Origin of the sequence: Streptomyces sp. NPDC057702 (assembly GCF_042799315.1) — a bacterium.
Taxonomy (GTDB): domain Bacteria; phylum Actinomycetota; class Actinomycetes; order Streptomycetales; family Streptomycetaceae; genus Streptomyces.
In genome coordinates, this window is the sequence record NZ_JBHVJC010000031.1 from 93,612 (window position 1) to 118,228 (window position 24,617).

At 74.2% G+C, this 24,617-nt stretch carries 20 protein-coding genes and 3 tRNA genes; 12 read left to right on the forward strand and 11 right to left on the reverse strand.

Annotation, left to right across the window (positions count from 1 at the left end; translation table 11 throughout):
* The first annotated feature begins 2 nt into the window (after positions 1-2).
* Positions 3-2,837 (forward strand): MFS transporter, encoded by a 2,835-nt coding sequence (locus ACFVFR_RS23595; RefSeq protein ID WP_383704864.1) that lies wholly within the window; start codon positions 3-5, stop codon positions 2,835-2,837.
* Positions 2,838-3,115: 278 nt separating this feature from the next.
* Positions 3,116-4,081, forward strand: coding sequence for a YceI family protein (locus ACFVFR_RS23600; protein WP_383704866.1), 966 nt, complete (start codon positions 3,116-3,118; stop codon positions 4,079-4,081).
* A 112-nt stretch (positions 4,082-4,193) separates the two neighbouring features.
* Here ACFVFR_RS23600 and ACFVFR_RS23605 read toward each other — a convergent pair whose 3' ends face one another.
* From ACFVFR_RS23605 to ACFVFR_RS23615, 3 genes are all read right to left on the reverse strand, one after another.
* On the reverse strand, positions 4,194-5,000 hold the full coding sequence (locus ACFVFR_RS23605; protein WP_383704868.1) for a TetR/AcrR family transcriptional regulator: 807 nt from the start codon (positions 4,998-5,000) through the stop codon (positions 4,194-4,196).
* Between the two features lie 44 nt (positions 5,001-5,044).
* Entirely contained in the window at positions 5,045-6,517 is a 1,473-nt protein-coding gene (locus ACFVFR_RS23610) for an MFS transporter (RefSeq protein ID WP_383704919.1), read from the reverse strand.
* A gap of 553 nt (positions 6,518-7,070) precedes the next feature.
* Positions 7,071-7,973 (reverse strand): dioxygenase, encoded by a 903-nt coding sequence (locus ACFVFR_RS23615; RefSeq protein ID WP_383704870.1) that lies wholly within the window; start codon positions 7,971-7,973, stop codon positions 7,071-7,073.
* 227 nt (positions 7,974-8,200) lie between these two features.
* Between ACFVFR_RS23615 and ACFVFR_RS23620 the strand changes: the two genes are divergently transcribed.
* Positions 8,201-8,740, forward strand: coding sequence for a MarR family winged helix-turn-helix transcriptional regulator (locus tag ACFVFR_RS23620; protein ID WP_383704872.1), 540 nt, complete (start codon positions 8,201-8,203; stop codon positions 8,738-8,740).
* Positions 8,741-9,009: 269 nt separating this feature from the next.
* On the opposite strand, the gene ACFVFR_RS23625 is transcribed toward ACFVFR_RS23620, so the two are convergent.
* Positions 9,010-9,810 (reverse strand): response regulator transcription factor, encoded by an 801-nt coding sequence (locus ACFVFR_RS23625; RefSeq protein ID WP_383704875.1) that lies wholly within the window; start codon positions 9,808-9,810, stop codon positions 9,010-9,012.
* A 286-nt stretch (positions 9,811-10,096) separates the two neighbouring features.
* Between ACFVFR_RS23625 and ACFVFR_RS23630 the strand changes: the two genes are divergently transcribed.
* The 3 genes from ACFVFR_RS23630 (at position 10,097) to ACFVFR_RS23640 (ending at position 12,259) form a co-directional block, all read left to right on the forward strand.
* On the forward strand, positions 10,097-10,996 hold the full coding sequence (locus tag ACFVFR_RS23630; protein WP_383704877.1) for a TIGR03620 family F420-dependent LLM class oxidoreductase: 900 nt from the start codon (positions 10,097-10,099) through the stop codon (positions 10,994-10,996).
* A 224-nt stretch (positions 10,997-11,220) separates the two neighbouring features.
* The gene (locus ACFVFR_RS23635; RefSeq protein ID WP_383704879.1) at positions 11,221-11,763 is read left to right on the forward strand and encodes an NADPH-dependent FMN reductase; all 543 of its coding nucleotides are present in this window, start codon (positions 11,221-11,223) and stop codon (positions 11,761-11,763) included.
* Between the two features lie 133 nt (positions 11,764-11,896).
* On the forward strand, positions 11,897-12,259 hold the full coding sequence (locus ACFVFR_RS23640; RefSeq protein WP_383704881.1) for a DUF4180 domain-containing protein: 363 nt from the start codon (positions 11,897-11,899) through the stop codon (positions 12,257-12,259).
* Positions 12,260-12,309: 50 nt separating this feature from the next.
* Here ACFVFR_RS23640 and ACFVFR_RS23645 read toward each other — a convergent pair whose 3' ends face one another.
* The 5 genes from ACFVFR_RS23645 to ACFVFR_RS23665 form a co-directional block, all read right to left on the reverse strand.
* Positions 12,310-13,281 (reverse strand): amidohydrolase family protein, encoded by a 972-nt coding sequence (locus ACFVFR_RS23645; protein WP_383704883.1) that lies wholly within the window; start codon positions 13,279-13,281, stop codon positions 12,310-12,312.
* A gap of 118 nt (positions 13,282-13,399) precedes the next feature.
* Positions 13,400-13,473: transfer RNA gene (locus ACFVFR_RS23650), tRNA-Met, on the reverse strand.
* Positions 13,474-13,604: 131 nt separating this feature from the next.
* A complete protein-coding gene (locus tag ACFVFR_RS23655; protein ID WP_383704885.1) occupies positions 13,605-14,396 on the reverse strand; it encodes a DUF4097 family beta strand repeat-containing protein in 792 nt (263 codons plus the stop codon).
* A 437-nt stretch (positions 14,397-14,833) separates the two neighbouring features.
* Complete coding sequence (locus tag ACFVFR_RS23660) at positions 14,834-15,361, reverse strand: hypothetical protein (protein WP_383704887.1); 528 nt, start codon at positions 15,359-15,361, stop codon at positions 14,834-14,836.
* A gap of 307 nt (positions 15,362-15,668) precedes the next feature.
* On the reverse strand, positions 15,669-16,346 hold the full coding sequence (locus ACFVFR_RS23665) for a hypothetical protein (RefSeq protein WP_383704889.1): 678 nt from the start codon (positions 16,344-16,346) through the stop codon (positions 15,669-15,671).
* A gap of 745 nt (positions 16,347-17,091) precedes the next feature.
* Between ACFVFR_RS23665 and ACFVFR_RS23670 the strand changes: the two genes are divergently transcribed.
* From ACFVFR_RS23670 to ACFVFR_RS23685, 4 genes are all read left to right on the forward strand, one after another.
* A complete protein-coding gene (locus ACFVFR_RS23670; protein ID WP_383704891.1) occupies positions 17,092-18,102 on the forward strand; it encodes an aldo/keto reductase in 1,011 nt (336 codons plus the stop codon).
* 40 nt (positions 18,103-18,142) lie between these two features.
* The gene (locus ACFVFR_RS23675) at positions 18,143-18,562 is read left to right on the forward strand and encodes an SRPBCC family protein (protein WP_383704893.1); all 420 of its coding nucleotides are present in this window, start codon (positions 18,143-18,145) and stop codon (positions 18,560-18,562) included.
* Positions 18,563-18,702: 140 nt separating this feature from the next.
* Positions 18,703-19,896 (forward strand): low temperature requirement protein A, encoded by a 1,194-nt coding sequence (locus tag ACFVFR_RS23680; protein WP_383704895.1) that lies wholly within the window; start codon positions 18,703-18,705, stop codon positions 19,894-19,896.
* 228 nt (positions 19,897-20,124) lie between these two features.
* Positions 20,125-20,658, forward strand: a complete 534-nt coding sequence (locus tag ACFVFR_RS23685) for an NUDIX domain-containing protein (RefSeq protein ID WP_383704897.1) — start codon at positions 20,125-20,127, stop codon at positions 20,656-20,658.
* Positions 20,659-20,799: 141 nt separating this feature from the next.
* On the opposite strand, the gene ACFVFR_RS23690 is transcribed toward ACFVFR_RS23685, so the two are convergent.
* Both ACFVFR_RS23690 and ACFVFR_RS23695 read right to left on the reverse strand, forming a co-directional pair.
* A tRNA-Arg gene (locus ACFVFR_RS23690) sits at positions 20,800-20,872 on the reverse strand.
* Between the two features lie 467 nt (positions 20,873-21,339).
* A tRNA-Ser gene (locus ACFVFR_RS23695) sits at positions 21,340-21,429 on the reverse strand.
* 260 nt (positions 21,430-21,689) lie between these two features.
* Here ACFVFR_RS23695 and ACFVFR_RS23700 point away from each other — a divergent pair.
* Together ACFVFR_RS23700 and ACFVFR_RS23705 are read left to right on the forward strand one after the other, a co-directional pair.
* Positions 21,690-22,136: an SSI family serine proteinase inhibitor gene (locus tag ACFVFR_RS23700; protein ID WP_383704899.1), complete on the forward strand. Its 447-nt coding sequence runs from the start codon at positions 21,690-21,692 to the stop codon at positions 22,134-22,136.
* Between the two features lie 749 nt (positions 22,137-22,885).
* On the forward strand, positions 22,886-24,617 hold a 1,732-nt coding region (locus ACFVFR_RS23705), incomplete at its 3' end, for a PAS domain-containing protein (protein ID WP_383704901.1).

The following is a 24,617-nucleotide window of genomic DNA, read 5'->3' on the forward strand; positions in this document are numbered from 1 at the left end:
CAATGGCAACGACCACACCACCCGGTGTGCGAGGAGACGCGGAGCCCTCCGTGGGTGCGAAGCACGCCGCCGGCGCTTCCCACGCCTCCCCCGCTGAGCCCATGACCCACCGGCAGATCATGGAGGCGCTGTCCGGGCTGCTGCTCGGCATGTTCGTCGCGATCCTGTCGTCCACGATCGTCACCAACGCGCTGCCGCAGATCATCAGCGATCTGGGCGGCAGCCAGAGCTCGTACACCTGGGTCGTCACCGCGGCGCTGCTCGCGATGACCGCCTCCACCCCGCTGTGGGGCAAGCTCGCCGACCTGTTCAGCAAGAAGCTGCTGGTCCAGCTGTCCCTGGTGATCTACATGGCCGGGTCGGTGGTGGCCGGCCTGTCGCAGAACACGTCCATGCTGATCGCGTGCCGTGTCGTCCAGGGCATCGGCGTGGGCGGGCTCACCGCGCTCGCGCAGATCGTGATGGCCGCGATGATCTCGCCGCGCGAGCGCGGCCGGTACAGCGGCTACCTCGGCGCGACCTTCGCGGTCGCCACCGTCGGCGGCCCGCTGCTGGGCGGCGTCATCACCGACACGAGCTGGCTCGGCTGGCGCTGGTGCTTCTACGTCGGCGTACCGTTCGCGATCGTCGCGCTGGTCGTGCTGCAGAAGACGCTGAGCCTGCCGGTGGTCAAGCGCGACGTGAAGGTGGACTGGGCCGGCGCGTTCTTCATCAGCGCCGCCGTGTCGCTGCTGCTGGTCTGGGTCACGCTGGCCGGGGACAACTACGACTGGGTGTCCTGGCAGAGCTACGTCATGGTCGGCGGATCGATCATGCTCGGGCTGGTCTTCGTGCTGATCGAGTCGCGGGCGGCGGAGCCGATCATCCCGCTGCGGCTCTTCCGCAACCCGACGATCACCCTGGCCTCGGTGGCCAGCCTCTTCGTCGGCATCGCGATGTTCGCCGGCACGGTCTTCTTCAGCCAGTACTTCCAGCTCGCGCGGGGCGAGTCGCCCACCATGTCCGGCGTCATGACCATACCGATGATCATGGGCCTGTTCGTGTCGTCGACCGTCTCGGGCCAGATCATCACCAAGAACGGCCGCTGGAAGGCGTGGCTGGTCAGCGGTGGTGTGCTGCTGACCGCCGGCATGGCGCTGCTGGGCTCGCTGCGGTACGACACCCCGTACTGGCACATGGCGGTCTACATGGTCCTGATGGGCCTGGGCATCGGCATGATGATGCAGAACCTGGTGCTGTGCACGCAGAACCAGGTCGCTCCGAGCGATCTGGGCGCCGCGAGCTCGGTCGTCACCTTCTTCCGTTCGCTGGGTGGCGCGGTCGGCGTCTCCGCGCTCGGCGCGGTCCTCGCGCACCGGGTCACGCAGTACTCCCGCGACGGCTTCCGCGAGCTGGCCGAGCAGGGTGGTCAGGTGCCGCCCAGCGGGGGCGGCGGGGGCGGCATCCCCAAGCTGGACGAGCTGCCGCCGCCGGTGCGCACCGTCATCGAGAGCGCGTACGGGCACGGCGTGGGCGACATCTTCCTGTACGCCGCGCCGGCCGCCCTGCTGGCCTTCCTGGTGACGCTGTTCATCAAGGAGGTCGCGCTCCAGACCAAGGTCGCCGGCCACGGCGCCGAGGCGGCCCAGCCCGCGCCGGCCGACGCGACCCCCGGCGACACGGCCCCGACCACGCTGGCCAAGACCCCAGTGGCCGAGCAGGCGAGCGACGGCGTCGAGGCCGACGCGGGCACCCGGGTGCTCGCGACGGTCGGCGCGGCCGGCGCGACGGCCGAGGACGCACCGGGCCCGGGCGGCCTCGCCGCTGGCGAGCCGGTGGCGCCGGGGCCCGACGAGACGGCGGTCGCGCTCGGCGCGGCCGGCGTGCCGCAGCCGGCGGCCGTGGCCGAGGACCGGCAGGCCGTCGCGCGGGCGGCGAGCGAGGGACGCGCGGCGGCGGGCGAGCACGGGGGTGAGCCCGCCGACGCGCTGGCGGCCGGCCACCCGAACGGACACCGGGGCCACCCCACCTCCGCCCTCGCGGTCGGCCAGGACGGCCCGGCCGACGGCGTACCGATCCACGGTCGGATACGCGGCGGCGACGGCACCGGAGTCCCCGGGGCCGCCGTCACCCTCATCTCCCAGGGCGGGCACCAGCTCGCCCGCGCGGTCGCCGGGCGCGACGGCGCGTACGCGCTGCGGGCGCCGGGCGCGGGCGCGTACGTACTCATCGCCGCAGCCGACGGGCACCAGCCGCACGCGGCCACCGTCGTCGTCGGGCAGCAGCCGCTCGCCCACGACGTGCCGCTGGCCGGCGTGAGCGGACTGACCGGCGCGGTACGCGGCGCGGCCGACGGGCTGCCGGTGGCGGCGGCCATGGTCGTGGTCGCCGACGCCAGCGGCGAGGTGCTGGCCAGCGGGGCGACCGGCCCGCAGGGCGAGTTCGCCTTCACCGAACTGGCCCCGGGCAGCTTCACGCTGGCGGTCAACGCGCTCGGCTACCGCCCCGCCGCGCTGCCGGTGGCCATCGGCGGCCAGGGCGCGACCCGGATCGAGGTCGAGCTGCGCTCGGGCGCCCGCGTGCAGGGCACCGTGCGGGCCGGCGCCGAGGGCAGGCCGCTGGCGGACGCGCGGGTCACGCTCGTCGACGCGGCCGGCCAGGTGGTGGCCGCGACCACCACGGGCGAGGACGGCGCGTACGCCTTCACCGACCTGGACGCCGGTGACTACACGGTCATCGCCAGCGGCTACCCGGCCGTGGCCAGCCCGCTGCCGGTGTTCGGGCCCGGCGTGGAGGGCCACGACGTCACCCTCGTCCACCCGGACGGGCCGGGCGACGGCGACCCGCGCGGTCGCTGACACAGCGCCGGCCCCGAGCGCCCGCTGAGCGAACGGGCCCCGTACCCACGGGGTCCGAAGCGGGCGCCCGGGGTCGGAACGGGGCCCGCGGTAGGCCCCGGGGCCCGGAGTGGGCCCAGGGTCGCGGCGGCGGCGAGCGCTCAGGCAGGGGACGGCCTGCTCGCCGTCGCCGCGACCGCACTCCGACCCGGGCGCGCCGGCGGGATGGCCGCCGGCCGCCCGCGACAACGATCGATCCGGCACCCGTGGCGGTGCCGCAACTCGGGAGCGGGAACGGCATGACGACCATGGGAGCGGACCGGGACCGGCCGGACGCGGGCGAGGTCTCGGACCAGGGCGAGGGCACGGCCGGCGCGCCGCCACGGGCCGGGCACGGCCAGCCGGTCGGCGCCGGCGGGCCGGCCGACGGCGCGGGCGCCCGGGGCGGGCTGCGCGCCCGGGTGCGGACGCGGGACGGCTGGGCGCTCCGGCACGCCGTGCTGACCGTCACCGACATGACGGGCCGCCAGGTGGCGCGGGCCACGGCGGACGAGGAGGGCGCGGTGCGCACGGGCGAGCCGCTGCCGCCCGGCCCGTACACGGTGGTCGCCACCGCCGCCGGGTACGCGCCGGCCGCCGCCACCGCCCTGGTCACGGCCACCGGGCAGGCCGAGGTCGGCACGCTCGTCCTGGCCCGGCAGGGCGGGGTCGAGCTGCCACCGCCGGGCACCTGGTCGCTCGACCCGGTGCACTCGTCGGTCACGGCCGTCGCCCAGCACCTGGGCATCTCCAGCATCCGGGGCCGCTTCCTGGGCTTCGCCGGGCGGGTGGAGATAGCGGAGGACCTGGCGGCCTCGCGCGTGTCGGCCGTCATCGAGGCGGCCAGCATCGACAGCGGGAACGACATGCGTGACGGACATCTGCGCTCGGCGGACTTCCTCGACGTGGAGCACTTCCCCCGCATCACCTACGCCAGCACGGGGCTCACGCCGGTGGGCTCCGACCGGTGGACGGTGCACGGCGAACTGACGATGCGCGGCGTGGCGCGCGAGGTGGACCTCGACCTGACGTACCTGGGCACCGGTCAGGACCCGTGGGGCGGGGTGCGCGCCGCGTACCGGGCCACGGCCGAACTGCGCCGCGAGGACTTCGCGATGCACTACAACCAGGTGGTCGCGGCGGGCATCGCCGCCATCGGCACCACGCTGCGGGTCGAGCTCGACATCCAGACCGTCCAGGGCGACCTGCCCCAGCAGCCGGCGTAGCCGCCCCGGCGCGGGCGCCGGTCGCCGCGCCCGCGCCCGGCGCCACCACCCGCGCCCGGCGCCACCACCCGCGCCCCGGAAGCCCGGCCCCGGTGGCGCCCGGCCCGGGGCGCTACGCGTGGGGCGTCGCGTCGGCCGGGTGGCCGGCCCGTTCGCGCATGACCTCCAGGCCCGCGATCACCATCTCCAGCCCGAAGGCGAAGTCACGCTCGCGCATCTCCTGGACGGTGGCGCCGCCCCGGGCGCGCATGATGCGGCTGGCGTTGCCGAAGGACTCCTCCAGTTCGGGGTTGGCCTCGATGGTGTGCATGACGTGGGAGAAGTAGTCGTCCTGGCTGATGCCCGACTCCCGGCAGCGCAGCGCGAAGCGGCCCTCGATCGTGCCGAAGCCGTACACGAACTGGAAGACCACGCTCAGCGCGCCCGTCATGCCCTCGTCGGGCACCCCGCTGCGCCGGATCACCCGCTGCGCGGCGTCGGCGAAGGCGCGGGCGTTCGGGCCGATGTTGAGGTACTCGCCGACCAGCTGCGAGACCCACGGGTGCTGGACGAGGAGTTGCCGGTACGCGGCGGCGAGTTGGCGCAGTTGGACGCGCCAGTCCTGGGGGCGGCCGGTCTCGTCCACCGCGTCCGGCCGCGGGAGCCGCATCTCGGCGTTGACCTCGTCGAGGGCGAGTTCGAGCAGGTCGTTCTTGGTGGCCACGTACCAGTAGACGGACATGGCGGTGACCCCGAGTTCGGCCGCGAGTCGGCGCATGGAGAACCGCGCCATGCCCTCGGTGTCCAGCAGGCGCACCGTCGCCGCGATGATCTTCGCCCGGTCCAGGCCCGCGGGCTGCTCGGCCTTCCGCTTGCCGCTGGGCGGACCGGCCAACCACACGCTGGGCCGTGGCCTGCTCGTGCCGCTGCCGGTCGCCATCCGCGCTCCTCCGTCGATCCCCCGCCCGGTGTCCGTACCCGATGCTATGCCGCACGAGCTGCCGCGTCGGCCTCGCGTCCGGGCGCCGCCAGGCGTTCCGCTCGCCACAGCAGCAGCGCCGCCAGCACCCCGCCGAGCAGCACGGCGCCGGCCCCGACGAGTTCGCTGGCCTCGATGCCGCTGGCGAACGCGTCGTGCACGGCGGCCCGGTCGGACTCCGTACGCACCCGCTCCAGCGCGGTGGGCAGCGACCCGGCGCCGGCCGCGACGGCGGGCACCAGCGCGGCGAAGCGGGAGCCCAGCACCGCGCCCAGGATGGCGACCCCCAGCCCGTTGCCGAACTCGGTCAGCGTGCCGTTGACGCCCGCCCCGACGCCCGCCTTGGCCGGCGGGATGGCCGACATGATCGCGTTCGCCATGGCCGGCATCGACACCGCCATCCCCGAGCCCATCAGCACCAGGCCCGCGAAGACGCCGCCGTAGCCGTCGCGGCCCACCAGCCCGACGACCGCGAGGCCGCCGGCGATCATCCCCATCCCGCCCAGGATGGTGACCGGCGTGCCCAGCCGCGTCAGCAGCCGGGCGCCGACGCCGCCCAGGTTGAGTACGACGATCATCAGGGCCAGCGGCGCGGTGCGCAGACCGGCGGCCAACGGTTCGTACCCGAGGACGAGTTGCAGGTGCTGGGTCAGCAGGAACAGCGAGCCGCCCATGCCGAAGGCGACCAGGATGCCGCCGGTGACGGCCCCGACGAAGCGCCGGTTCTCGAAGAAGCTGAGGTCCAGCATCGGGTACGGGACGCGCCACTCCCAGGCGGCGAAGGCCGCCAGCGCCAGCAGCCCGACGGCCGCCGCGACCAGCACCCGGGCGGAGAGCCAGCCGTGCTCGGGCCCGGAGATGATCGCGAAGACGACGCCGGTCATGCCGATGGTGGACAGCAGCGCACCCAGCAGGTCGGGGCGCTCCGCGCCGCCGCTGCGGGACTCGGGCACCAGCCGCACCACGGCGACCACGCCGAGCAGCGCCACCGGCACGTTGATCAGGAAGATCGCGCCCCACCAGAAGTGGTCGAGGATCGAGCCGCCGATCAGCGGCCCGGCCGCGAAGCCCAGCGAACTGACCGCGCCCCACAGCCCGATGGCCTTGGTCCGCTCGTCCTCGGCGAAGACCTGCACGACGACGGCGAGGGTGGTCGTCATCAGCAACGCCCCGCCCACGCCCATGCCGGCGCGGGCCGCGATCAACTGCCCCGGACTCTGCGCGTACGCGGCGGCCACCGAGCCGATACCGAACACCACCAGCCCGGTGACCAGCATCTTCTTACGCCCGTACCGGTCGGCCGCACTGCCGGCGGTAAGTAGCAGCCCGGACTGGGCCAGCGCGTAGGCGTTGATCATCCACTGCACGTCGGCGGTGCTCGCGCCCATCTCGCGGGTGAGCGAGGGCACGGCGACGGTGAGGACCGTGTTGTCGAGCAACACGGTGAGCTGGGCCAGGCAGATGACGGCGAGGATCAGCCAGCGCCGGGGGTGCCGGGCGGGCGCGCCGCCCTCCTCCGGCGCGGGCGTGGCGGGCGGGCCGGGCGGACCGGCCTCGGGCGCGGGGGCCGCCTTGGACGTGGGGACCGCCGGGGGTGGCTCGGCCTCGGACGCGGAGGCGGTGGCGTGAGCCGGGTCGGGGGGCTCGGCCTCGGGGTCGGGGGGCGCCGCCGCGTGCCGGGCCGGGCCGGCGGGAGCGGGGACGCCGCCGGCGCGCGGTGCCGGATCGGGCAGCGGCGGGCGACCGACGGCCGGCGGGGCCGACGCGCGGTCGGGGGCCGACGAGGGGCGGTCGGGCGAGCGGTGTCGGTCGGGAGAAGGGGGAACGGCGGCCACGGGCAGCTCCTTGTACGTCGTCGCGCGACAGCGTCGCGCGTCGACGTACACCGTATAAGCGACTCCTCTACGCCGTACAGGGCGACGTGCGGCCGGATGGGCCGCCGCCTTTCGCCACGTCAGCCCGGACCGACCCCGGCCGACCCGCCGCCGGCCGGGGCCGGTCCGGGCGCCCGGGGTGTGCGGGCCGCGCGCCTCACGCCGCCTGGAAGGAGCGCTTGGCCAGGCCGATCGCGTAGCCGTCGATGGCCGTCTCGGGCGGCGCGCTCGGGTCGGTGGCGGCGCCGAGGGTGACGAACAGGGGCGTGAAGTGCTCCACCGTCGGGTGCGCGTAGGGCATGCCGGGCGCGCGCGAACGGAAGGCGGCCAGCTCGTCGACGTCGCCGCGCGCGAGCGCCTCCTTGGCCCACAGGTCGAACTCGGCCGACCAGCCCGGGACCTGGTCGGGCCGGGACCAGTCGAGGAAGGGCAGGCCGTGCGTCATGTACCCGGACCCGATCACCAGGACGCCGGCCTCGCGCAGCGGCCTGAGCCGGCGGCCGAGGTCCAGCAGGCGGTCGGGGTCGTGGGTGGGCATGCTCAGCTGGAGGACCGGGATGTCCGCCCGCGGATACATGATCTTCAGCGGCACCCACGCGCCGTGGTCCAGGCCCCGGGAGCGGTGTTCGTGCAGCGGTTCGCTGTCCGGCATGAGCGTGGCGATCCGCGCGGCCAGGTCGACGGCGACGGGGGTGTCGTACCGCATCCGCTGGTACATCGGGTCGAAGCCGCCGAAGTCGTAGACCAGCTCGCGCGGCGCGGTGCTGCTGAGCGCGAGCGGCGCCGACTCCCAGTGCGCCGAGACGATCAGGATCGCCTTCGGCTTGGGCAACGACCGCGCCCAGGTGTGCAACTCGGTCATCCAGTCGGTCATCTCGAACAGCATCGGCGCGCCGTGGCTGAGATACAGGCTCGGCAGCGCCCCGTCCGCCGCGCTCCACTCCCGGTGCGCGCCGGCGCGCTCGGCCGCCTCGGCCCGGCGCAGGTGCGCGGCGAACGGGTGCTGGTCCGGTATCCGGCCGTCGGCGACGGCGGTGGTGCTCAACGCTTCGCGCGTCATGGCGACTCCTGGGGGTGCGTGACCGGGGCGGGCCGGGGCGTCGGCCGGGGCGGCGCTGCCGACCCGTCGCCGCGCGGAGCGGCGGCCCACCTCGTGGCGCCGGCCGTGCTGGCGTGCCTCACCACGGGAGGCCACGCCCACGCACCCGCGCCATTGATTGCGGATTCAACAAAGACGTTAACACTCAAAGGTTGTCGCGACAATCAAATGGGGGAGAGGATGGGGCCATGAACGACGTCCGCTGGCTCGACGACCGGGAGCGCGCCGCCTGGGTGCGCCTGGCGTCCGTGCTCGAACTGCTGCCGGGGGTCCTCGACTCCCAGCTCCGGCGCGACGCGGGGCTCACCCACTTCGAGTACTACTGCCTCGCGATGCTCTCCGAGGCGCCGGAGGCCACCCTGCGGATGACGGCCCTCGCGGCGCAGACGAACGCGACGCTGCCGCGCCTGTCCCACGTCATCCGCCGGCTGGGGGAACGCGGCCTCGTCGCGCGCTTCCCCTGCCCACAGGACGCCAGGGCCACCAACGTCCGGCTGACCCCGGCCGGCCGGGAGGCCGTCCGGGACGCCGCGCCGGGCCACGTCGCCACCGTCCGCGAGCACGTGATCGACGCGCTCACCGCCGAGCAGGTCGACCAGCTCCACGAGATCGCCGCCGCGCTGCTGGGCCGCCTCGACCCCGACGCCAGGATGGCCGCGACCTACCGCCGCTACGACCCCGCCGAACCCCCCACCCCGCCCCCGGCCGAAGGGCCCTCGTCCGGCTGAGCCCCACCCGACCGAGGTTCCCCCACCCTCCTCCTCGCCGGGACAGGACGGACCGCTCCGGCCGCCCCCGGGGCGGCGCGAGCCAGCCCCGGGGGCGCGCGAACCAGCCCCGAGCGGCGCGTACGGGGGGGCAGCGGCACGTACGGGGACAGCGGCGCGAACCGGCTCACGCGGCGCGAACCGGTCCGCGCACGCCACGGCGTCCGCGCCACCGGGGCGGCGCGGACGCCGGATACGACACGTGGAGGCACCCCCCGGGGGGCGCGGCCTCAGCCCCGTGCGCGCGCCGCCGCTCCCACGGGCGGGCTCGCGGACCCGGCCACCGGCGCCACCGCGTCCGCCTCCTTGATCAGGTAGCCCATGCCACGGCGGGTGTGGATCATCCGGGGGCGGCCGGTGTCGATCTTGCGCCGCAGGTAGGAGATGTACAGCTCGACGACGTTGGGCCGGCCGCCGAAGTCGTAGCTCCACACCCGGTCCAGGATCTGCGCCTTGCTCAGCACGCGCCGGGGGTTGCGCATCAGGAAGCGCAACAGCTCGAACTCGGTGGCCGTGAGCCGGATCGACACGCCGGCGCGGGTGACCTCATGGCTGTCCTCGTTCAGCGTCAGGTCGCCGACGGTCAGCAGCGAGCCGGGCCGGGCGGCCGGCGCCACACCGCGCCGCAGCAGCCCGCGCAGCCCGGCGATGACCTCCTCGACGCCGAACGGCTTGGCGAGATACGCGTCGCTGCCCGCCGTCAGCCCCGCGACCCGCTCCTGCTCGGGCTGCCCGGCGGTCAGGAACAGCACGGGCACACCGGGCACCTCGCGGCGCAACCCGGCCAGCAGCGCGCGGGCGCGCGCGCCGGGCGGCGTCAGGTCCAGGACGGCGGCGTCGGGGCGGAAGGCGCGCGCCGCCCGCACGGCCTGGTCACCGCCGCCCGTCGTCCGCACCTCCCAGCGCTCGGAACGCAGCGCCATCGCCAGCAACTCGGCGAGCGGCGCCTCCTCTTCGACGACGAGGACCCGCACGGGAGTGCCGTCGGGTCGGGACAGCTCGGTGTGCCCGGTGGGCGAGGACGTGGCCATGGCGCAAGCGTGGGGCGGCAGCGTGAGAAGGACCTTGCGGCTTTCTGTGAATCACCTGAGAAACCCCTCCCGGAACCCCTCCGGGCCGCCCCCGAGAGGCCCGCCCGCACGCCACGGAACCCACTCCGGCCCGGCCACCCGGCCCCGCCGGCCCCTCACCCGCACCCGCACTCCCACCCGCGCCCAAACCCGCGCCCGCAGCAGCAGCCGCACCCGCACCCGCAGCCGCGCCAGGAACCGCCCGGCTGGCCGGAATACGCGTACGTCCGGGGCCGCTGTACCGGGCATGGCACTTCATGAACGTCTTGGCAGGGTCGGTGTGTGGGCGCTCGGGCTGCGCGTGGACGATCCGGCGCGCGCCGGCGAGGTGGGCGAGGCCGCCGCCGAGCTGGAGGAGCTGGGGTACGGGACGCTGTGGATCGGCGGCAGTCCCTCGGTCGACCACGCCGTCCCCCTGCTGAGCAGCACGAATCGCGTCACCGTGGGCACGAGCATCCTCAGCGTCTGGGACCACCCGGCCGCCGGTGTCGCCGCCCGCCACGCGGAGGTCAACGCGGCGTACGGGGGCCGCTTCCTGCTCGGCCTCGGCGTCAGCCACGACGAGATGGCGCACAAGGGCGACCATCCGCTGGCGAACCGCCCGTTCTCGGCCATGCGCGAGTACCTGACGGCGCTGGACACCGCCCCCGTCCCCGTCCCACGCGAGCAGCGCGCGCTGGCCGCGCTCGGCCCGAGGATGCTCGAACTCTCCCGCGATCGTGCCCTCGGCGCCCTGCCGTACCTGGCCACGCCCGAGCACGTCGCCACGGCCCGCGCCGCCCTCGGCCCCGACGCGGTGCTGGCCCCCGAGTTCAAGGTGGTGCTGGACGCCGACACCGAGCGGGCCCGCGCCACCGCCCGCGCCTACCTCACCTTCTACCTGGGGCTGGCCAACTACACCAACAACCTGGTGCGCCTCGGCTTCACCCAGGACGACTTCGTGGACGGCGGCAGCGACCGGCTGGTGGACGCCGTCTTCGCCATCGGCACGGCGGAGGCGGCCCGGCGGCGGGCCGACGAGTTCCGCGCGGCCGGCGCGGACCACCTCGCCGTGCAGGTGGTGGCCCCCGGCGAGAAGGGCCAGCTCGCGCCGCTCCCCCGCGCGCAGTGGCGCGCGCTGGCCGAGGCCCTGCCGCTGACCGACTGACACCCCGCCCCGGTTCGGACCCGCGCCCCCGGGTCGGCCCCGCCACTCCCGCCCGGCCCGCCTCCTCGCGTGCGGGCCCGCGTACGCGAGCGGGCCCGCGTACGCGGCGGGTGGGGGTACCAGCCGCGCGGGTCACGGTCGTCCGCGCGCCACGACGGCTGGAACGGGCGGGAGTTGTCCACAGGCCCGGTCGGCACGACGTCTCGTCACGTACCGTCAGGCCCATGAGGATTCTCGCGATCTCCGGCAGCCTGCACACGCCCTCGTCCACCACGGCGGTCCTGGACACGGCGCTGGAAACGCTCGACCCGTCGACGTGGACGGCGACGCACGGCGACATCGGAGCGCTCCCGCACTTCAACCAGAACCTGGACCGCGAGGGCGCGGCGCCACAGCCGGCGGTCGCCGCCCTGCGTTCGGCCGTGGCCGACACGGACGCGCTGCTGTTCGTGAGCCCGGAGTACGCGCACGGCATGCCCGGCGTCCTGAAGAACGCCATCGACTGGCTGGCCGGCTCCGGCGCGCTGGAGGGCCGGCCCACGGCCGTCGTCACCGCCTCCGGTCTCCCGGCCGGCGGCGTGTTCGCCTACGACCACCTGCGCGAGAGCCTGGGCAAGCTGGGGGCGCGGATCGTCGAGGACGCCTGTCTGCGCGTCCCCGAGCTCGGCACCAAGGTCGACCGCGCGACGGGCCGCGTCACGCACGAGCCCACCCGCGCCGAGCTGGCCTCGGCCCTGGCCGCCCTGGCCACGGCCGCCCAGAGCTGACGCCGCCACACCGCCCCGCACCCCACCCGGCCTGGGTGCGGGGCCGGTCACCGGCCGCGTACCCGACTCGACCCGCGTGCCTCACCGGGACGCACCCACCCCCGGCCCCACGGCCGCCCGAGGAAAGCCACCCATGAGCACCCTGCGCACCATCCACGACGTGCCCGTCCTCGTCTACCCGGCCGACGGCGAGCCCATCGCCGGCGAGGCGGACGCCCTGGACCTCATCGGCAACGCCTCCTACCAGGGCGCCCGGTGGGTCCAGATCCCCGCCACCCGCCTCGCCCCGGCCTTCTACGAGCTGCGTACGCGCGTCGCCGGCGACATCGTCCAGAAGTTCGTCAACTACCGCCTGGGCCTGGCCGTCATCGGCGACATATCCGCGCACACCGAGGCCAGCGCGGCCTTCCGCGACTTCGTCCGCGAGAGCAACCGGGGGCGCCAGACCTGGTTCCTGGCCGCCGAGGACGACTTCCACACCCGTCTGGCGGGCTGACCGCCCACGGCGAACGCACGGCCCGCCCGCCAGCCCCGTGGGTCGGCCGCTCAGGCCGTCGGCCCCGGCCCGTCGAGATTCCACAGCCGGGCGGCGTTGTCGTGGCAGACCGCGCGCAGCCACGCCGTGTCCTGGTCGAGCCGGGTGAGGACGTCCAGGGCGTGGTCGTAGCCGTACGGGATGTTCGGGAAGTCGCTGCCGAAGACGATGCGCTCCCCCAGGTCCGCGAGCCGCGACCGCAACGCGCGCGGGAAGGGCAGCAGTTCCTCGGTGAAGTCGGTGAACACCATCGTCGTGTCGAGGTGGACCCCCGGATAGCGCTCGGCCAGATCCATGAACTCCGCGTACTCGGGCATGCCCAGGTGCGCGACGACCAGCCGCAGCCTCGGGTGCCGGGCGAGCACCGCGCCGATCGGTCCGGGCCCGGTGTGCGCGCCCGCCGCCGGGCCCGACCCGCAGTGCGTCACCACGGGCACCCCGGCGTCGGCGACGGCCCCCCACACTGGGTCGAGCAGCGGATCGGCCGGGTCGTACGCGCCCACCTGCACATGCGACTTGAACACCCGCGCGCCGCCGGCCAGCGCCTGGTCCACGTAGGCGGCGGCCTCCGGCTCGGGGTAGAAGGTCGCGGTGTGCAGGCAGTCGGGCGTACGGGCCGCGAAGTCGGCGGCCCAGTCGTTGAGCCAGGCGGCCATACCCGGCTTGTGCGGGTAGAGCATCGACGTGAAGGCCCGCACGCCGAACCCGCGCAGCGTCGCCAGCCGTTCGTCCTCCTGGTGCCGGTAGGTGATCGGCCAGGGGCGGCCGATCAGCGGGCCGGCGGCGTCGAAGTACGCCCAGACCTTGGCCAGCACCCGCTCCGGCATGAAGTGCGTGTGCGCGTCGATCAGCCCCGGCAGCCCGAGTTCGGACCAGAACCGTCGAACCCGTTCCCGCTCGTCGGCCCGCGCGCGCTCGCCGGCAGCGCCGTGCGCGTCCCCGTCCTCCGGCCGGCCCGCGCCGGCGCCCCCCACAAGATCCATGCCGGCAACCGTGCCAGACGAACCGGTCCGCGACCAGGGACGAACCGGCGGCTTCTCGTGACGGGGGCGGTCAACGATCGAGGGCCCGGCATCAGATGCCGGGCCCTCGATCTTCGAGTAGCGGGGACAGGATTTGAACCTGCGACCTCTGGGTTATGAGCCCAGCGAGCTACCGAGCTGCTCCACCCCGCGTCGGTGAATGCAACCTTACGGCAATGTCCCCGGAGAGGGAAATCGATTCTCCCGTCGCAGGTCAGGGCCGCCCGAGGCCCGATTCCGGGGTGCGCTGGGCCGGCTCGCCAACGGGCCCGGCGCGCCTCGTCTCAGGCGTTGCGGACCGTGACGCTGCCGTCGCCACTCGACGCCGTGATCACCCGGCGCGCGTCGCGGCTCTGGTCGACCTTGACGGTGCGTGACCCGTCGCCGGTTCGGCCGCGCACCGCGTACCGCTCCCCGTCGTCCGGCACCTCGACGACCAGCGACCCGTCCCGCACCACACCCCGTACCGACTCCGGGGCCCGCTCGAAGACGGCCCGGACGCTGCCGTCGCCCGCGCTCAACTCCGAGACGCGCACCCGTAGTCCGGTGGCCGACACCCCGCCGTCCCCGCTCGCCAGCCGCACGCTGGCCCCGGTCACGCCCTCGACCCGCAGCGCGCCGTCCCCGGTCCTGACGTCCAGTGAGCCCCGGTGCCCGCCGACCGTGACGCTCCCGTCCGAGCTGGTGATCCGCATGTCGTGGGCGAACCCGGTGGCCCGCACCGACCCGTCGTGCGCCGCCACGTCGGCCCGTACCCCGCGCGGGACCCTGACCTCGAAGCGGCCCCCGCACCGCACCGTGATCCCGCTACAGGTGACGCCCAGCTCCAGCCGGTCGCCGGACAGTTTCCACCGCCCCCGGGGCCCGTCCGTGGCGCGGCCCTTGAGGTACCGGTCCACCTCGACGGTGTCCCCGTCGTAGGGGGTCAGCCGCAGTGCGGCGTCCGCGCTGTCGACCACGAGGTGCCTGCCGCCGTACGCGAACGACTTCCGCTCGTGCTTCTCCTCCCCCGACGCGCACCCACCCAGCGCCCCCACGGCCAGGACGACCGTCCCCACGGCCACCCCCGCGCGCACCGCACCCGCTCCCCACGCCCCACCCCGCGCCATGATGCCCCCTGGTCGTAGGCGATTCCCGACGAACGCCCACGACGCTACGAGCCGCGCCCACCCCCGACCATCCGGCTCCCACCCCCACCCCGGGTAGGGAAATCCCGACCCGACCCCCGGCCGCGCCCTGTCGCCCCTCCGCGCACGGGCCCCATCCGCCCCATCCACCTCATATCGAATTCCGGCCCCACAAACCTGCCAATGCCCCGCGAGCCCCGCCCGCTCCGCCAACCCGTTTGATCGCATCGAAAAACACGACGGCGGCCCCCGGACGCCCCGCATCCGAATATCGGACCGCGAGCCGACCAAAGGCCGCCGCATAATGACGGGTGAGAAATTCCGACCCGCCCCGAATGACGAGAAATCTCGAAATTCGGAATGAATCTTGCCGTGCGAACCGGCTGTCAGCCGATTGCCGGCTCGATCTTGCCGTGTGCGTTGGCGGGCATGAACTTCTTGTTACCCGCGTAGTGCACCTGGTAGCCGGAACCGACGGCGTTCACCCAGGTCAGGGGGTCCAGGATGTTCGACCCGCTGTCGAGGTACGCGACGCCGGTCGCGTCGGTCACCGCCGTGCCGAACTGACGGCCGTTGGCCAGCGTGAACGAGATCGGCTGGTTGGCGATCGGCTGCCCGTCACCGTCCACGAGCGTCGCGCTCATCTGCGCTTGGGCTTGGCCCAGCACCGTACCCTTGACCGTGGCCGCGCTCAGCTTCGGGTACGTCTTCTCGTCGCTCGGCTGGGGCTGCGGCGGGTAGTAGTACCCCCCGCCAGGCTGCGGCGGAGGCTGCGGCGGGTAGTACCCGGGCGGCGGCGGCTGCGGGGGGTAGTACCCGGGCGGGGGATAGTACCCGGCGGGCGGGGGCTGTGGGGGGTAGTACCCGGGCGGCGGCGGAGGCGGGTAGCCCTGCTGCGGGTATGGGTGCGTCAACGAAACTCCTTAGCGAGTATCGAGGCGGAGGCGCTTTATCGCCCTGCGCATTCACCTTGACACGCGGCACGACCACACTGGGATACCAGGACCAGGGTATTCACCCGCACGACGCGCACCGCGTCACGGCGTTGACGCACTCCACACCACATCCACAATTCAGTGAATGCATCCCAAACGCATTGCGAACCGCGACAAATAAACAAAACGCGGCGCAGAAAGAACGTTCGCCGCCCGCGGGAAAGCATTTCCCACCAGGTCGCTCCGCCGCCAGCGGCGATGCCGTACGGCCTCCCGCGCCGCGCGGTCAGGCGTCGGGGTTCTCGCCCGCCGCGACCTTTCTGACGCGCTCGACCTGCACCCTGGCGAGTCGTTCGAGCTGGTCGCGGGCGGCGGCCTCGTCGAGCCCGTCGCTCCGCGTCTCCACGAAGGCGACGACGCCGCCGACGCGTACCAGCGCGTGCGGGCCGTCGTCGTCGGCGTACGCGTGGGTCTCGTCGGCGCCCGCGTCGACGCTCAGCCGCGTGACGCCGCCGTAGGTCTTCTGGCCGGTCGCCGTGCGCATGGCCGCGTAGACGACCTTCGCGTTCTCGGGGGTGTCCACCGCGTACATGGAGAACTCCGCGAAGGCGGCGTGCGCGGCCTGGCCGTTTCGCATGAACTTGGTGTCGCCGCCGGCCAGCACGCCAGAGCAGGACGTTCCGGAGAACACCTGACACGCGCGGGCGGTCTCGGCGCCGTCCCGTACCCGGGGCGAGCGCGTCGCCCCCCACCCCTCGCCCAGGCTGACCCGGCTGGGCAGCGCCTCGCTCACCTGCCGCGCGTCGCCCAGCACGGGCGCGGGCGCCCGCCCGTCGCCGTCCGACCCCCCGATGACACCCGGCCCCGAGCCACCGTCGCCCCCGCCTCCGCCCCCGTCACCACAACCAGCCAGCACCGCCACCAACACCGCTCCCGTCAAGGCCCCCCGCACCCACATGGACACGCCGCGCTCCCTCCCGTCAGCCAACTTGGACGCGTACAGTCAACCCCACGTTTCGGTGGCCGTACCAAACAACCGAGCCGCGCGGCGTGAAGCGCGCGAGCGCCGACGTCACACCCCGCCGGCTCGCGAGCGGAGCCGCCGACCATCGACCGCCACCGCCCGGGCGACCCGCCGCCACCAGCGCCGACGCGGCTCGACGTCATCGACGCGAGCACCCGCCACCGGGGCGTACGGCCTCCCACCGGGGCATACGGCCTCCCGCCGAGACCCGGGCGCCGCCACAGCCCGCGCCGCGCGACGCCGCCACGACGCCCCACGCCGCCGGCGCCAGCGCCCACCCCCGGGCCACCCCCGGGCCTCCGCCGTGCCGCCCCCGGGCCGCCAGGCCAGGCATGCCACCCCACCCCCGAGACGCCCACCGCGCGTCAGACGCGCACCTCCGGCCACCGGCCCGCTCCCCGTGGTGGCCGGCCGCCACGGGCCCTCAGGGCGGCGGTCGCGGACCCAAACCCACCCATTTGCATTAACCCGCGTCTGCAACTATTGTCTACGCATGTAAGGCGCGTCTGCATTTAACCCGGTTCGCTCATCCGCCCACCAGGCGCCGGCCGCCTCCACCCGCACGAGTCGCTCGACGCGCGCCACGAACGGATCGTGGGCCCTGACAGGTAGACCCTGCCGGGTGCTCCGGCCCCGTCCGGTGACGCCGCCGCGCACCCGCCCCCCACCCCGAAAAGGCTCTCTCATGTCACTCAAGGAAATCCTCCCCGGCCGTCTCGGCTTCGGCACCGCCCCGCTGGGCAACATGTTCCGCGCGATCCCCGACGAGGAGGCCCGCGCCACCGTCGAGGCCGCCTGGGACCAGGGCATCCGCTACTACGACACCGCCCCCTTCTACGGCGCCGGCCTCTCCGAGGAGCGCCTGGGCCAGGTGCTCTCGGGCAAGCCCCGCGAGTCCTACGTGCTGTCCACCAAGGTCGGCCGCGTCGTCCTCGACGAGCACGAGACGGACGTCCCCGACTTCGGCGAGAAGGGTGGCCTGTTCGAGCACGGCAACCCCAACAAGATCCTCCACGAGTGGACCGCCGAGGCCACCGAACGCTCCATCGAGGGCAGCCTGAAGCGGCTGGGCACCGACCGCCTGGACATCGTCTGGGTACACGACATCGCCCAGGACTTCCACGGCGACGCGTGGCTGAGCAAGTTCGAGGAGGCCCGCACCGGCGCGTTCCGCGTCCTGTCCCGCCTGCGTGACGAGGGCGTCATCAAGGCCTGGGGCCTGGGCGTGAACAAGACCGAGCCGATCGAGCTGACCCTGGCCCTCGACGAGCCGCAGCCCGACGGCTTCCTGCTCGCCGGCCGCTACACCCTCCTCGACCACGAGCACGCCCTCCAGCGGCTGCTGCCCCTGGCCCAGGAGCAGCACGTCGACATGGTCGTCGGCGGCCCCTACAGCTCCGGCGTCCTGGCCGGCGGCGCCCACTTCGAGTACCAGCAGGCCCCGCCGGAGATCGTCGAGCGCGTCAGCAGGATCAAGGCCCTGGCCGAGCGGCACGGCGTGAGCATCAAGGCCGCCGCCCTGCAGTTCTCCCTGGCCCACCCGGCGTCCGCCGCCGCGGTCCCCGGCGCCACCCGCCCCAGCCGTATCGCCGAGGACGTCGCCGCGCTCAACGAGAACGTCCCCGCCGCGTTCTGGCAGGACCTGCGTGCCGCCGACCTCATCAGCCCGGCCGCCCCGCTGCCCGCCGGCGCCTGACCCCACCCCCCGCACCCCCACGACCACAGGAGAAGCGATCATGGCTTCCACATCCGTCTCCCGTACCGTCTCGGCCTCGCCCGAGGCGGTGTGGAGCCTCATCGGCGGCTTCGACGCGCTGCCCGACTGGCTCCCCTACATCCCCGAGAGCACCAGCCTGGAGGGCGGCCGGGTCCGCCGGCTGCGGAACCCCGAGGGCGAGGTGATCATCGAGCGCCTCGTGGACTTCAACGAGACCGAGCGCCACTACAGCTACGCCATCCTCCAGGCGCCGTTCCCCGTCAACGGCTACGTCTCCACCATTCGGGTCCACACGGTGCCCGGCCGGGACGACGTCGCCGAGGTCCAGTGGTCCGGCCGCTTCCAGCCCGACAACGCCACCGAGCAGGAGGTCGTCGATCTCTTCACCGGCATCTACGCCGACGGCCTCGACGCCCTGGAGAGCACCCTCTCCGGCTGAGCCCGCCGCCCCGGGTGGCGTGGGCCCGGTCCCGCGCCACCCGAGCCCGGGCCCGGGCCACGCGTTGCGCACCGCGCCGACCAGCCGGATCGTGAACCTGTGACGATCGACGCCAGACCGCCGCGCGACGCGGCGACCGCGTGAACCGCGCGTCCTGGGAGACGCTCCGGCGCAGCGTCTCCCCGCTGGAGCTGTTCTTCGACCTGGTCTTCGTCTTCGCGTTCGGCCAGCTCGCGGAGCACCTGCACGCCGAACTCTCCTGGCGCGGCGCCGGCGAGACCGCGGTGATGCTCGTCGCCGTCCTCAGCCTCTGGGCGCTGACCAGCTTCGACGCGACCTTCCTGGACGTCGAGCGGCCCATGACCCGGCGGCTGGTGCTGTCCGTGATGGGCCTGGGGCTGTTCATGAACGCCCAGATCCCGCACGCCTTCGCGGGCCGCCCCTGGGCCTTCGCCGTCCCGCTGGTCGCCATCCTGCTCCTGGTCGACCTCACCGCCGCCACGACCGCCCCCACGCCCGTCCTACGCCACCACTACCGCCGCGTGACGGCGTGGGCGGTGGCCTCGGTCCCCCTGTGGCTGATCGGCGCGGCCGTGGACCACGGGCCACGGCTGGCCTGGTGGGCGGTGGCCGCGGCCATCGACATGGCGGGGGTGTGGCTGGCCCACCCGCTGCCCCGCGACCGGCTCCTGTCCCAAAACCTCGTGTTCGACGCGCAGCACATGGTGGAGCGCATCCGCCTGTTCATCATCGTCCAGCTCGGCGAGACCGTGCTGACCATCGGCGGCGCCATCTCGAAGGCCCCCGTCGACGCGGCCACCGTGACCGCCGGCCTCGGCGTCTTCGTCGCGCTGGTGTGTCTGTGCGCCAGCTACTTCCACGGCGGCGAGGACATCCTGGCCCGGCACGTCGCCGCCACGACCGACAAACTGCTACCGGTCCGCCGGGCCGTCAGCGGCCAGTACCCCACGCTCGCCGGCCTCGTCGCCCTGGCCGTGGGCGCCGAACTCGCCATCAGCCACCCCACCGGCCACGGCGACACCACTCTCGGCCTCCTCCTCTTCGGCGGCCCCGTCCTCTACGTCATCACGCAGGCGTGGTGGTACTACGCCTCCACCCGACGGGCCTGGGGCGCCCGCCTGCTCGCCTGCCTCGCCTGCGCCGTCGCCGGCGTCGCCGCCGTCCACCTCCCGCCGCTGGCCTCCGTACTGATCCTGGACGCGATCCTCGTCACCCTCGTCCTCACCCTGGGACGGGTGCACCACCGGGTGCTCACGACGATGCCCACCGACCCACCCGACCAGGCCACCCCCGACCTCCCCCCACGACGCTGAACCCACCACCCAGGCCCGCGCCCGGACGAACCCGCCCCGGCACCTTCGGCGACGCGAACACACCGCCACCCGGTCACGCCGATGTCAGCGCCGACGTCGCCTCCCGCCGGCCGGACGCCGGCCGACGACCGCCCCACCCGACGCGCCCCGCTCGCCTCCCCCCACCCCGCTCGGCCCCGGCCTGACCGTCTGGGATGCTGACCCCACCGGTGCGAAGGGGCGGCGTCCATGCGATGGAAGACCTACGGCGAGCGGCAGATCTACACCAACCCCTGGGTGAACCTGTGTCTGGTCGACGTGGAGCAGCCGGACGGGCGGCGCTGGGAGCATCACGTGGTGCGGCTGCGGCACCTGGCCGTGGCGGCCGTGGTCAACGACCAGCGCGAGATCCTGATGATGTGGCGGCACCGCTTCATCACCGACGCGTGGGCCTGGGAACTGCCCATGGGACTGATCGAGGAGGGCGAGACGCCCGAGGCAGCCGCCGCCCGCGAGGTCGAGGAGGAGACCGGCTGGCGACCTGGCCCCCTGAAACCGCTGGTCTACGCCGAGCCCGCGAACGGGATCACCGACTCGCAGCACTACGTGTTCCGCGCGGACGTGGCCACGTACATCGGGGAGCCGACGGAGAAGAACGAGTCCGACCGCGTCGAATGGGTCCCGCTGCCTCGGGTGCGGGACATGATCGACCGCCGCGAGGTCGTCAGCAGCGGCTCCCTCGTCGGCCTGCTCTACGTCCTGATGGACGAAGCCACCCGCTGACCCCGCCCACGCGGCACGGCCCGTGACCGTGTCTCGAAGCCCAAGGCCACGGGCTCACCCCGGGACGCGGTCAGCTCAGTCGGCCGTCATCGCATACGCCAGAGGCCCCCTCCACCGAGTGGAGGGGGCCTCTGACTGCTGCGCGCTCGGCAGGATTCGAACCTGCAACCTCTTGATCCGTAGTCAAGTGCTCTATCCGTTAAGCTACGAGCGCTTGCTTCCCGGCGTTTTCTTGCCCGGTCGGCGTTGCGGGAACAACATTACATGACCTGCGCCGGGAGGCGAAATCCATTCGCCTCACCCAACCTGACCTGCACAAATGCCCGCCGGACATGATCGCCTGAGGGCGAGCGCGACACGGGCGCGCGGGCGGTCGGTGGGGTCGAGGGCCGACATCGCGCCACGGGTCGCCCAGCGCGGCGCGTGGTGGCGGCCCGCCACGTCCGAGGGTGCCCCGGCGGCAGGCGCGAGCGCGCGGGCGCCCCATGTGAGCGTCCTCGACGCCTCGGGCACGCCTCCGCGCGCTCACCGCGCGTACCCGCGCCCGACAGGCGCGCGCCATCCGGTCGCGAGCCGGGCCCGCCGCCACCGCGCCCGCCACGCGCGCCCGGAGCCGCCGACACCCGCTCGCGGGCAACACGAAGGCCCCGGCCGTACGAGACGGACGGGGCCTTGGAAGTGCGGAGGCTCCGGGATTTGAACCCGGGATGGGGGGTTACCCCAAACCGCATTAGCAGTGCGGCGCCATAGACCAGACTAGGCGAAGCCTCCATACACGGATCACGCGAGTGCGTGGCGCGTGTGCAGATGATGGCACAGCCCTGCGGGCTGTCACCAATCGCGGCCTACGGTACTAGGCGCTCGGCCAGGGCGGCAAAGCCGTATCGGGGTCGTACGGGTGGTTTTTGTGGTGCTTTTCGGCGATTCGTCGCCTGTTGGCGGACTTCTTGCGCAACGCGGGCCGTGTCAGCGCGTTAGTGGGACCAGGGCGCGCCGCGCCCCGTAGTCGCACGATCCCCTGGAGTCCAGAGATGTCATCGCACCGCCTCGTCGTCGCCGCCGCTGCCGCCGCGGCCGTCGTTCCCGCCTTACTGGGCGTCGCGCCACACGCCGCCGCCAAGCCGCTGCCGGTTCCGGCGCCCGGGCCCGCGCACCACCTCACCGTCACGGTGTCGGAGACCGGCAAGGCCACGGACGCGCGGACGTACGACCTGTACTGCCACCCGACCGGCGGCAGTCACCCGAGCCCCGAGGCGGCCTGCGCCGAGGTGTCCAAGAAGACGGTGTGGGGGGCCGACCCGTTCGCGCCGGTGCCGAAGGGGACGGCTTGCACCAAGATCTACGGCGGGCCCGCGACCGCGCATGTCGACGGGCGCTGGTCGGGTCGCCCGGTGCGTGCCGACTTCTCGCGGGCGGACGGCTGCGAGATCAGTCGCTGGAACAAGTTCGCGAAGCTGCTGGGCACCCCGCGCGACTGACGCGCCGCCCACGGCCTGACCGCGTCCCGTCCGACGCGGGTCCCGCGCGCGGGACCCGCCACGGGGCGTCGTGCCCCCGCCCAGGACCCCGGTCCCGGTCGGGGGCACGTTCTCTGACACCCCGCCATCGCCGCGCCGGCTCGCCCCGTACCGCCGCACCGCCGCTCCGTAGGGGCCCGTCGAACCCGGCGTAAGGGGCACCGTTCGCCCCCGGCCGGGACCCGCCTCACCGCCTCGGGGGCGCCCGCCCGCGCGCCGCGCCACCCTGACGGGGGGCGCCGCGCCCCGGGGTCCGTGGCCGCGAGGTGCGGCCCCACGCGGAAGTGCGCATTTCGGTGGTTCCCCGACCCCTACCGCGATTCCCACGCGATCCCCCGTATCGCGGGCCGCGACGCCCGCTGTCACGCACCCCGACGCGCGGGCCGTCCGCTGTCGCTTCGGGGGAGGTTTGGCGCGGCGCGGTCACTCGTGGGCGTGGTGTACGGGACGGGTGCGGGTGTCGATTCGGGGGTGGTGGGGGCGGCGGCGGGAGGGGGCGTGGGGCCGGGCTGGTCCGGGTTCGGGGGCGAGCGCCGGGCCCGACGAGGTTTGCCCCAGGGTGCGCCGCGCGCGCCACGGCTCGTGCTCATCCGCCATCGCGCCGAGAGGGCCTGCCCGTAGACTCCTCCCCTAGTGGCACCCGAGGGGTGAACGGCAGGATGGCGCCGGGGTGTCCGTACGGAGCAGTAGATCTGGGAGGAAGCGTCGTCGTGAGCAGCAGGCCATCGCGAGGCGCTGCTCGCCTCGCGGCGATACTCGACGCGCTGCCCGACGCCCTGTTGCTCGTCAACGCCAACGGCACCGTCGTCAACGCCAACCACATCGCCCTGGAGACCTTCGAGACCCCGGGCACGGCGCTGGTGGGGCGGGGGTTGCTCGACCTGTTGCCGTCCTTCGACTCCAAGCGCATCCCCGGTTCGATGCGCCCGAGCGACCACGGCGAGGGCGGTCGCACGAAGCCGACCCGCATGATGGCGCGGCGTACCGACGGCCTGCAGTTCCCGGTCGAGGTGACCAGCGCCAACCTGGAGGACGGCCGCACCCCGTACGTGGACCACCACAGCTACACCGGCGACGAGCTGTTGATGCTCGTCGTGCGCGACCTGACCGGCACCCTGGACACCGAGGCCGAACTGGCCCGGCAGCAGCGGCAGACCGAGATGATCCTGCGCGCCGCCGCCGAGGGCGTGGTCGGGGTGGACATCGAGGGCAAGGTCGTCCTGGTCAACCCGTCGGCCGCGCAGATCCTCGGCTACCGCGCCAGCGACCTGGGCGGGCAGGAGCTGCACCCGCTGGTCCAGCACACCCGGGCGGACGGCACGCCGCTGCCGTACGAGGAGACCCCGCTGGCCGACACGTTGCGCTCGGGTCGCAAGCACCGGGTGCGCGGGCAGGTGCTGTGGGCCAAGGACGGGCGGGCGGTGCCGGTGGACCTGACCACGGCGCCGGTACGGGACGGTGACCAGCTCGTCGGCGCGGTGATGACGTTCACCGACCGGCGCTCGTACGACGCGCTGGCCGCACGCCACGCGCAACTCCTGGCCGTGCTCGACGTGTCGCTGCGCGGGCCGCTGACCGAGCTGCGCGGCGAGCTCGGCGGGCTCGCCGCCGACCCCGCCGGGCAGTTGTGGCCCGAGGCCAACCAGGTGCTGCACTACCTGGCCGCCGGGTACGCCCGGATGACGACGCTGCTGGACAACGTCCTCAGCTACCAGCGCCTGGCCTCGGGCAAGGAGCGGCTGGCGCGCGAGAGCGTCTCGCTGGAGGGCGTGGTGGCCGCCGGCGTCGAGGGCGCGATCGAGCTGATCGGCCCGGGGCGGGCCCAGTTCGCGGTGCACGCGCCGCCGATCGAGGCCGAGGTCGATCCCGTACGCCTCGCGCAGGCACTCGCCCATCTCATCGCGGACGTGGCCGGGCTGGACGCGACCGGCAACGCGAGCGCCGGCGGCGCCCCCGAGGCGGCGCGGCAGCCAGGCGCCCCCGGGGACTCGACCATCGTGGTGGCGGCGGCGCAGCGCGGCGACGTCGTCCGCATCGAGGTACGCGGCCCGCACCCGGGCGGCGATCCGGTACACGAGCCGATCGTGCGCGGCATCGTCCGCAAGCACGGCGGGGTGTTGCAGACGCACGAGATGCCCGGCATGGGCGGCAGCGCGTACGTGCTCGAAGTGCCCGTCTCGGCCGACGGCAAGCCGCTCGCACCCGGGCGGGCGGACACCGACGACAGCACGGGCGCGGTGCGCGTGCCCGTGGACCAGGACAACGCGACGACCGTGATGCCGGTCCCCAAGGAGCCGGCGCGCGGCACCGGTGGCGCGCCGGGCGCCACGGGCGGCGGTCCGGGCGAGGGGGACGGCGCGGCACCGCAGGCGCCCGGCGGCCAGCAGCCGTCGGGGCGGCGGGCGCGCCGCGCGACACCGGCGGGCGCCGGGGGCGCGGTGG

What these genes read in the sequence shown, in the direction of transcription:
- ACFVFR_RS23595 (WP_383704864.1), top strand. Translation starts at nt 3, where the DNA reads ATGGCAACGACCACACCACCCGGTGTGCGAGGAGACGCGGAGCCCTCC.
- ACFVFR_RS23600 (WP_383704866.1), top strand. Translation starts at nt 3,116, where the DNA reads ATGACGACCATGGGAGCGGACCGGGACCGGCCGGACGCGGGCGAGGTC.
- ACFVFR_RS23605 (WP_383704868.1), bottom strand. Translation starts at nt 5,000, where the DNA reads ATGGCGACCGGCAGCGGCACGAGCAGGCCACGGCCCAGCGTGTGGTTG.
- ACFVFR_RS23615 (WP_383704870.1), bottom strand. Translation starts at nt 7,973, where the DNA reads ATGACGCGCGAAGCGTTGAGCACCACCGCCGTCGCCGACGGCCGGATA.
- ACFVFR_RS23620 (WP_383704872.1), top strand. Translation starts at nt 8,201, where the DNA reads ATGAACGACGTCCGCTGGCTCGACGACCGGGAGCGCGCCGCCTGGGTG.
- ACFVFR_RS23625 (WP_383704875.1), bottom strand. Translation starts at nt 9,810, where the DNA reads ATGGCCACGTCCTCGCCCACCGGGCACACCGAGCTGTCCCGACCCGAC.
- ACFVFR_RS23630 (WP_383704877.1), top strand. Translation starts at nt 10,097, where the DNA reads ATGGCACTTCATGAACGTCTTGGCAGGGTCGGTGTGTGGGCGCTCGGG.
- ACFVFR_RS23635 (WP_383704879.1), top strand. Translation starts at nt 11,221, where the DNA reads ATGAGGATTCTCGCGATCTCCGGCAGCCTGCACACGCCCTCGTCCACC.
- ACFVFR_RS23640 (WP_383704881.1), top strand. Translation starts at nt 11,897, where the DNA reads ATGAGCACCCTGCGCACCATCCACGACGTGCCCGTCCTCGTCTACCCG.
- ACFVFR_RS23645 (WP_383704883.1), bottom strand. Translation starts at nt 13,281, where the DNA reads ATGGATCTTGTGGGGGGCGCCGGCGCGGGCCGGCCGGAGGACGGGGAC.
- ACFVFR_RS23670 (WP_383704891.1), top strand. Translation starts at nt 17,092, where the DNA reads ATGTCACTCAAGGAAATCCTCCCCGGCCGTCTCGGCTTCGGCACCGCC.
- ACFVFR_RS23675 (WP_383704893.1), top strand. Translation starts at nt 18,143, where the DNA reads ATGGCTTCCACATCCGTCTCCCGTACCGTCTCGGCCTCGCCCGAGGCG.
- ACFVFR_RS23685 (WP_383704897.1), top strand. Translation starts at nt 20,125, where the DNA reads ATGCGATGGAAGACCTACGGCGAGCGGCAGATCTACACCAACCCCTGG.
- ACFVFR_RS23700 (WP_383704899.1), top strand. Translation starts at nt 21,690, where the DNA reads ATGTCATCGCACCGCCTCGTCGTCGCCGCCGCTGCCGCCGCGGCCGTC.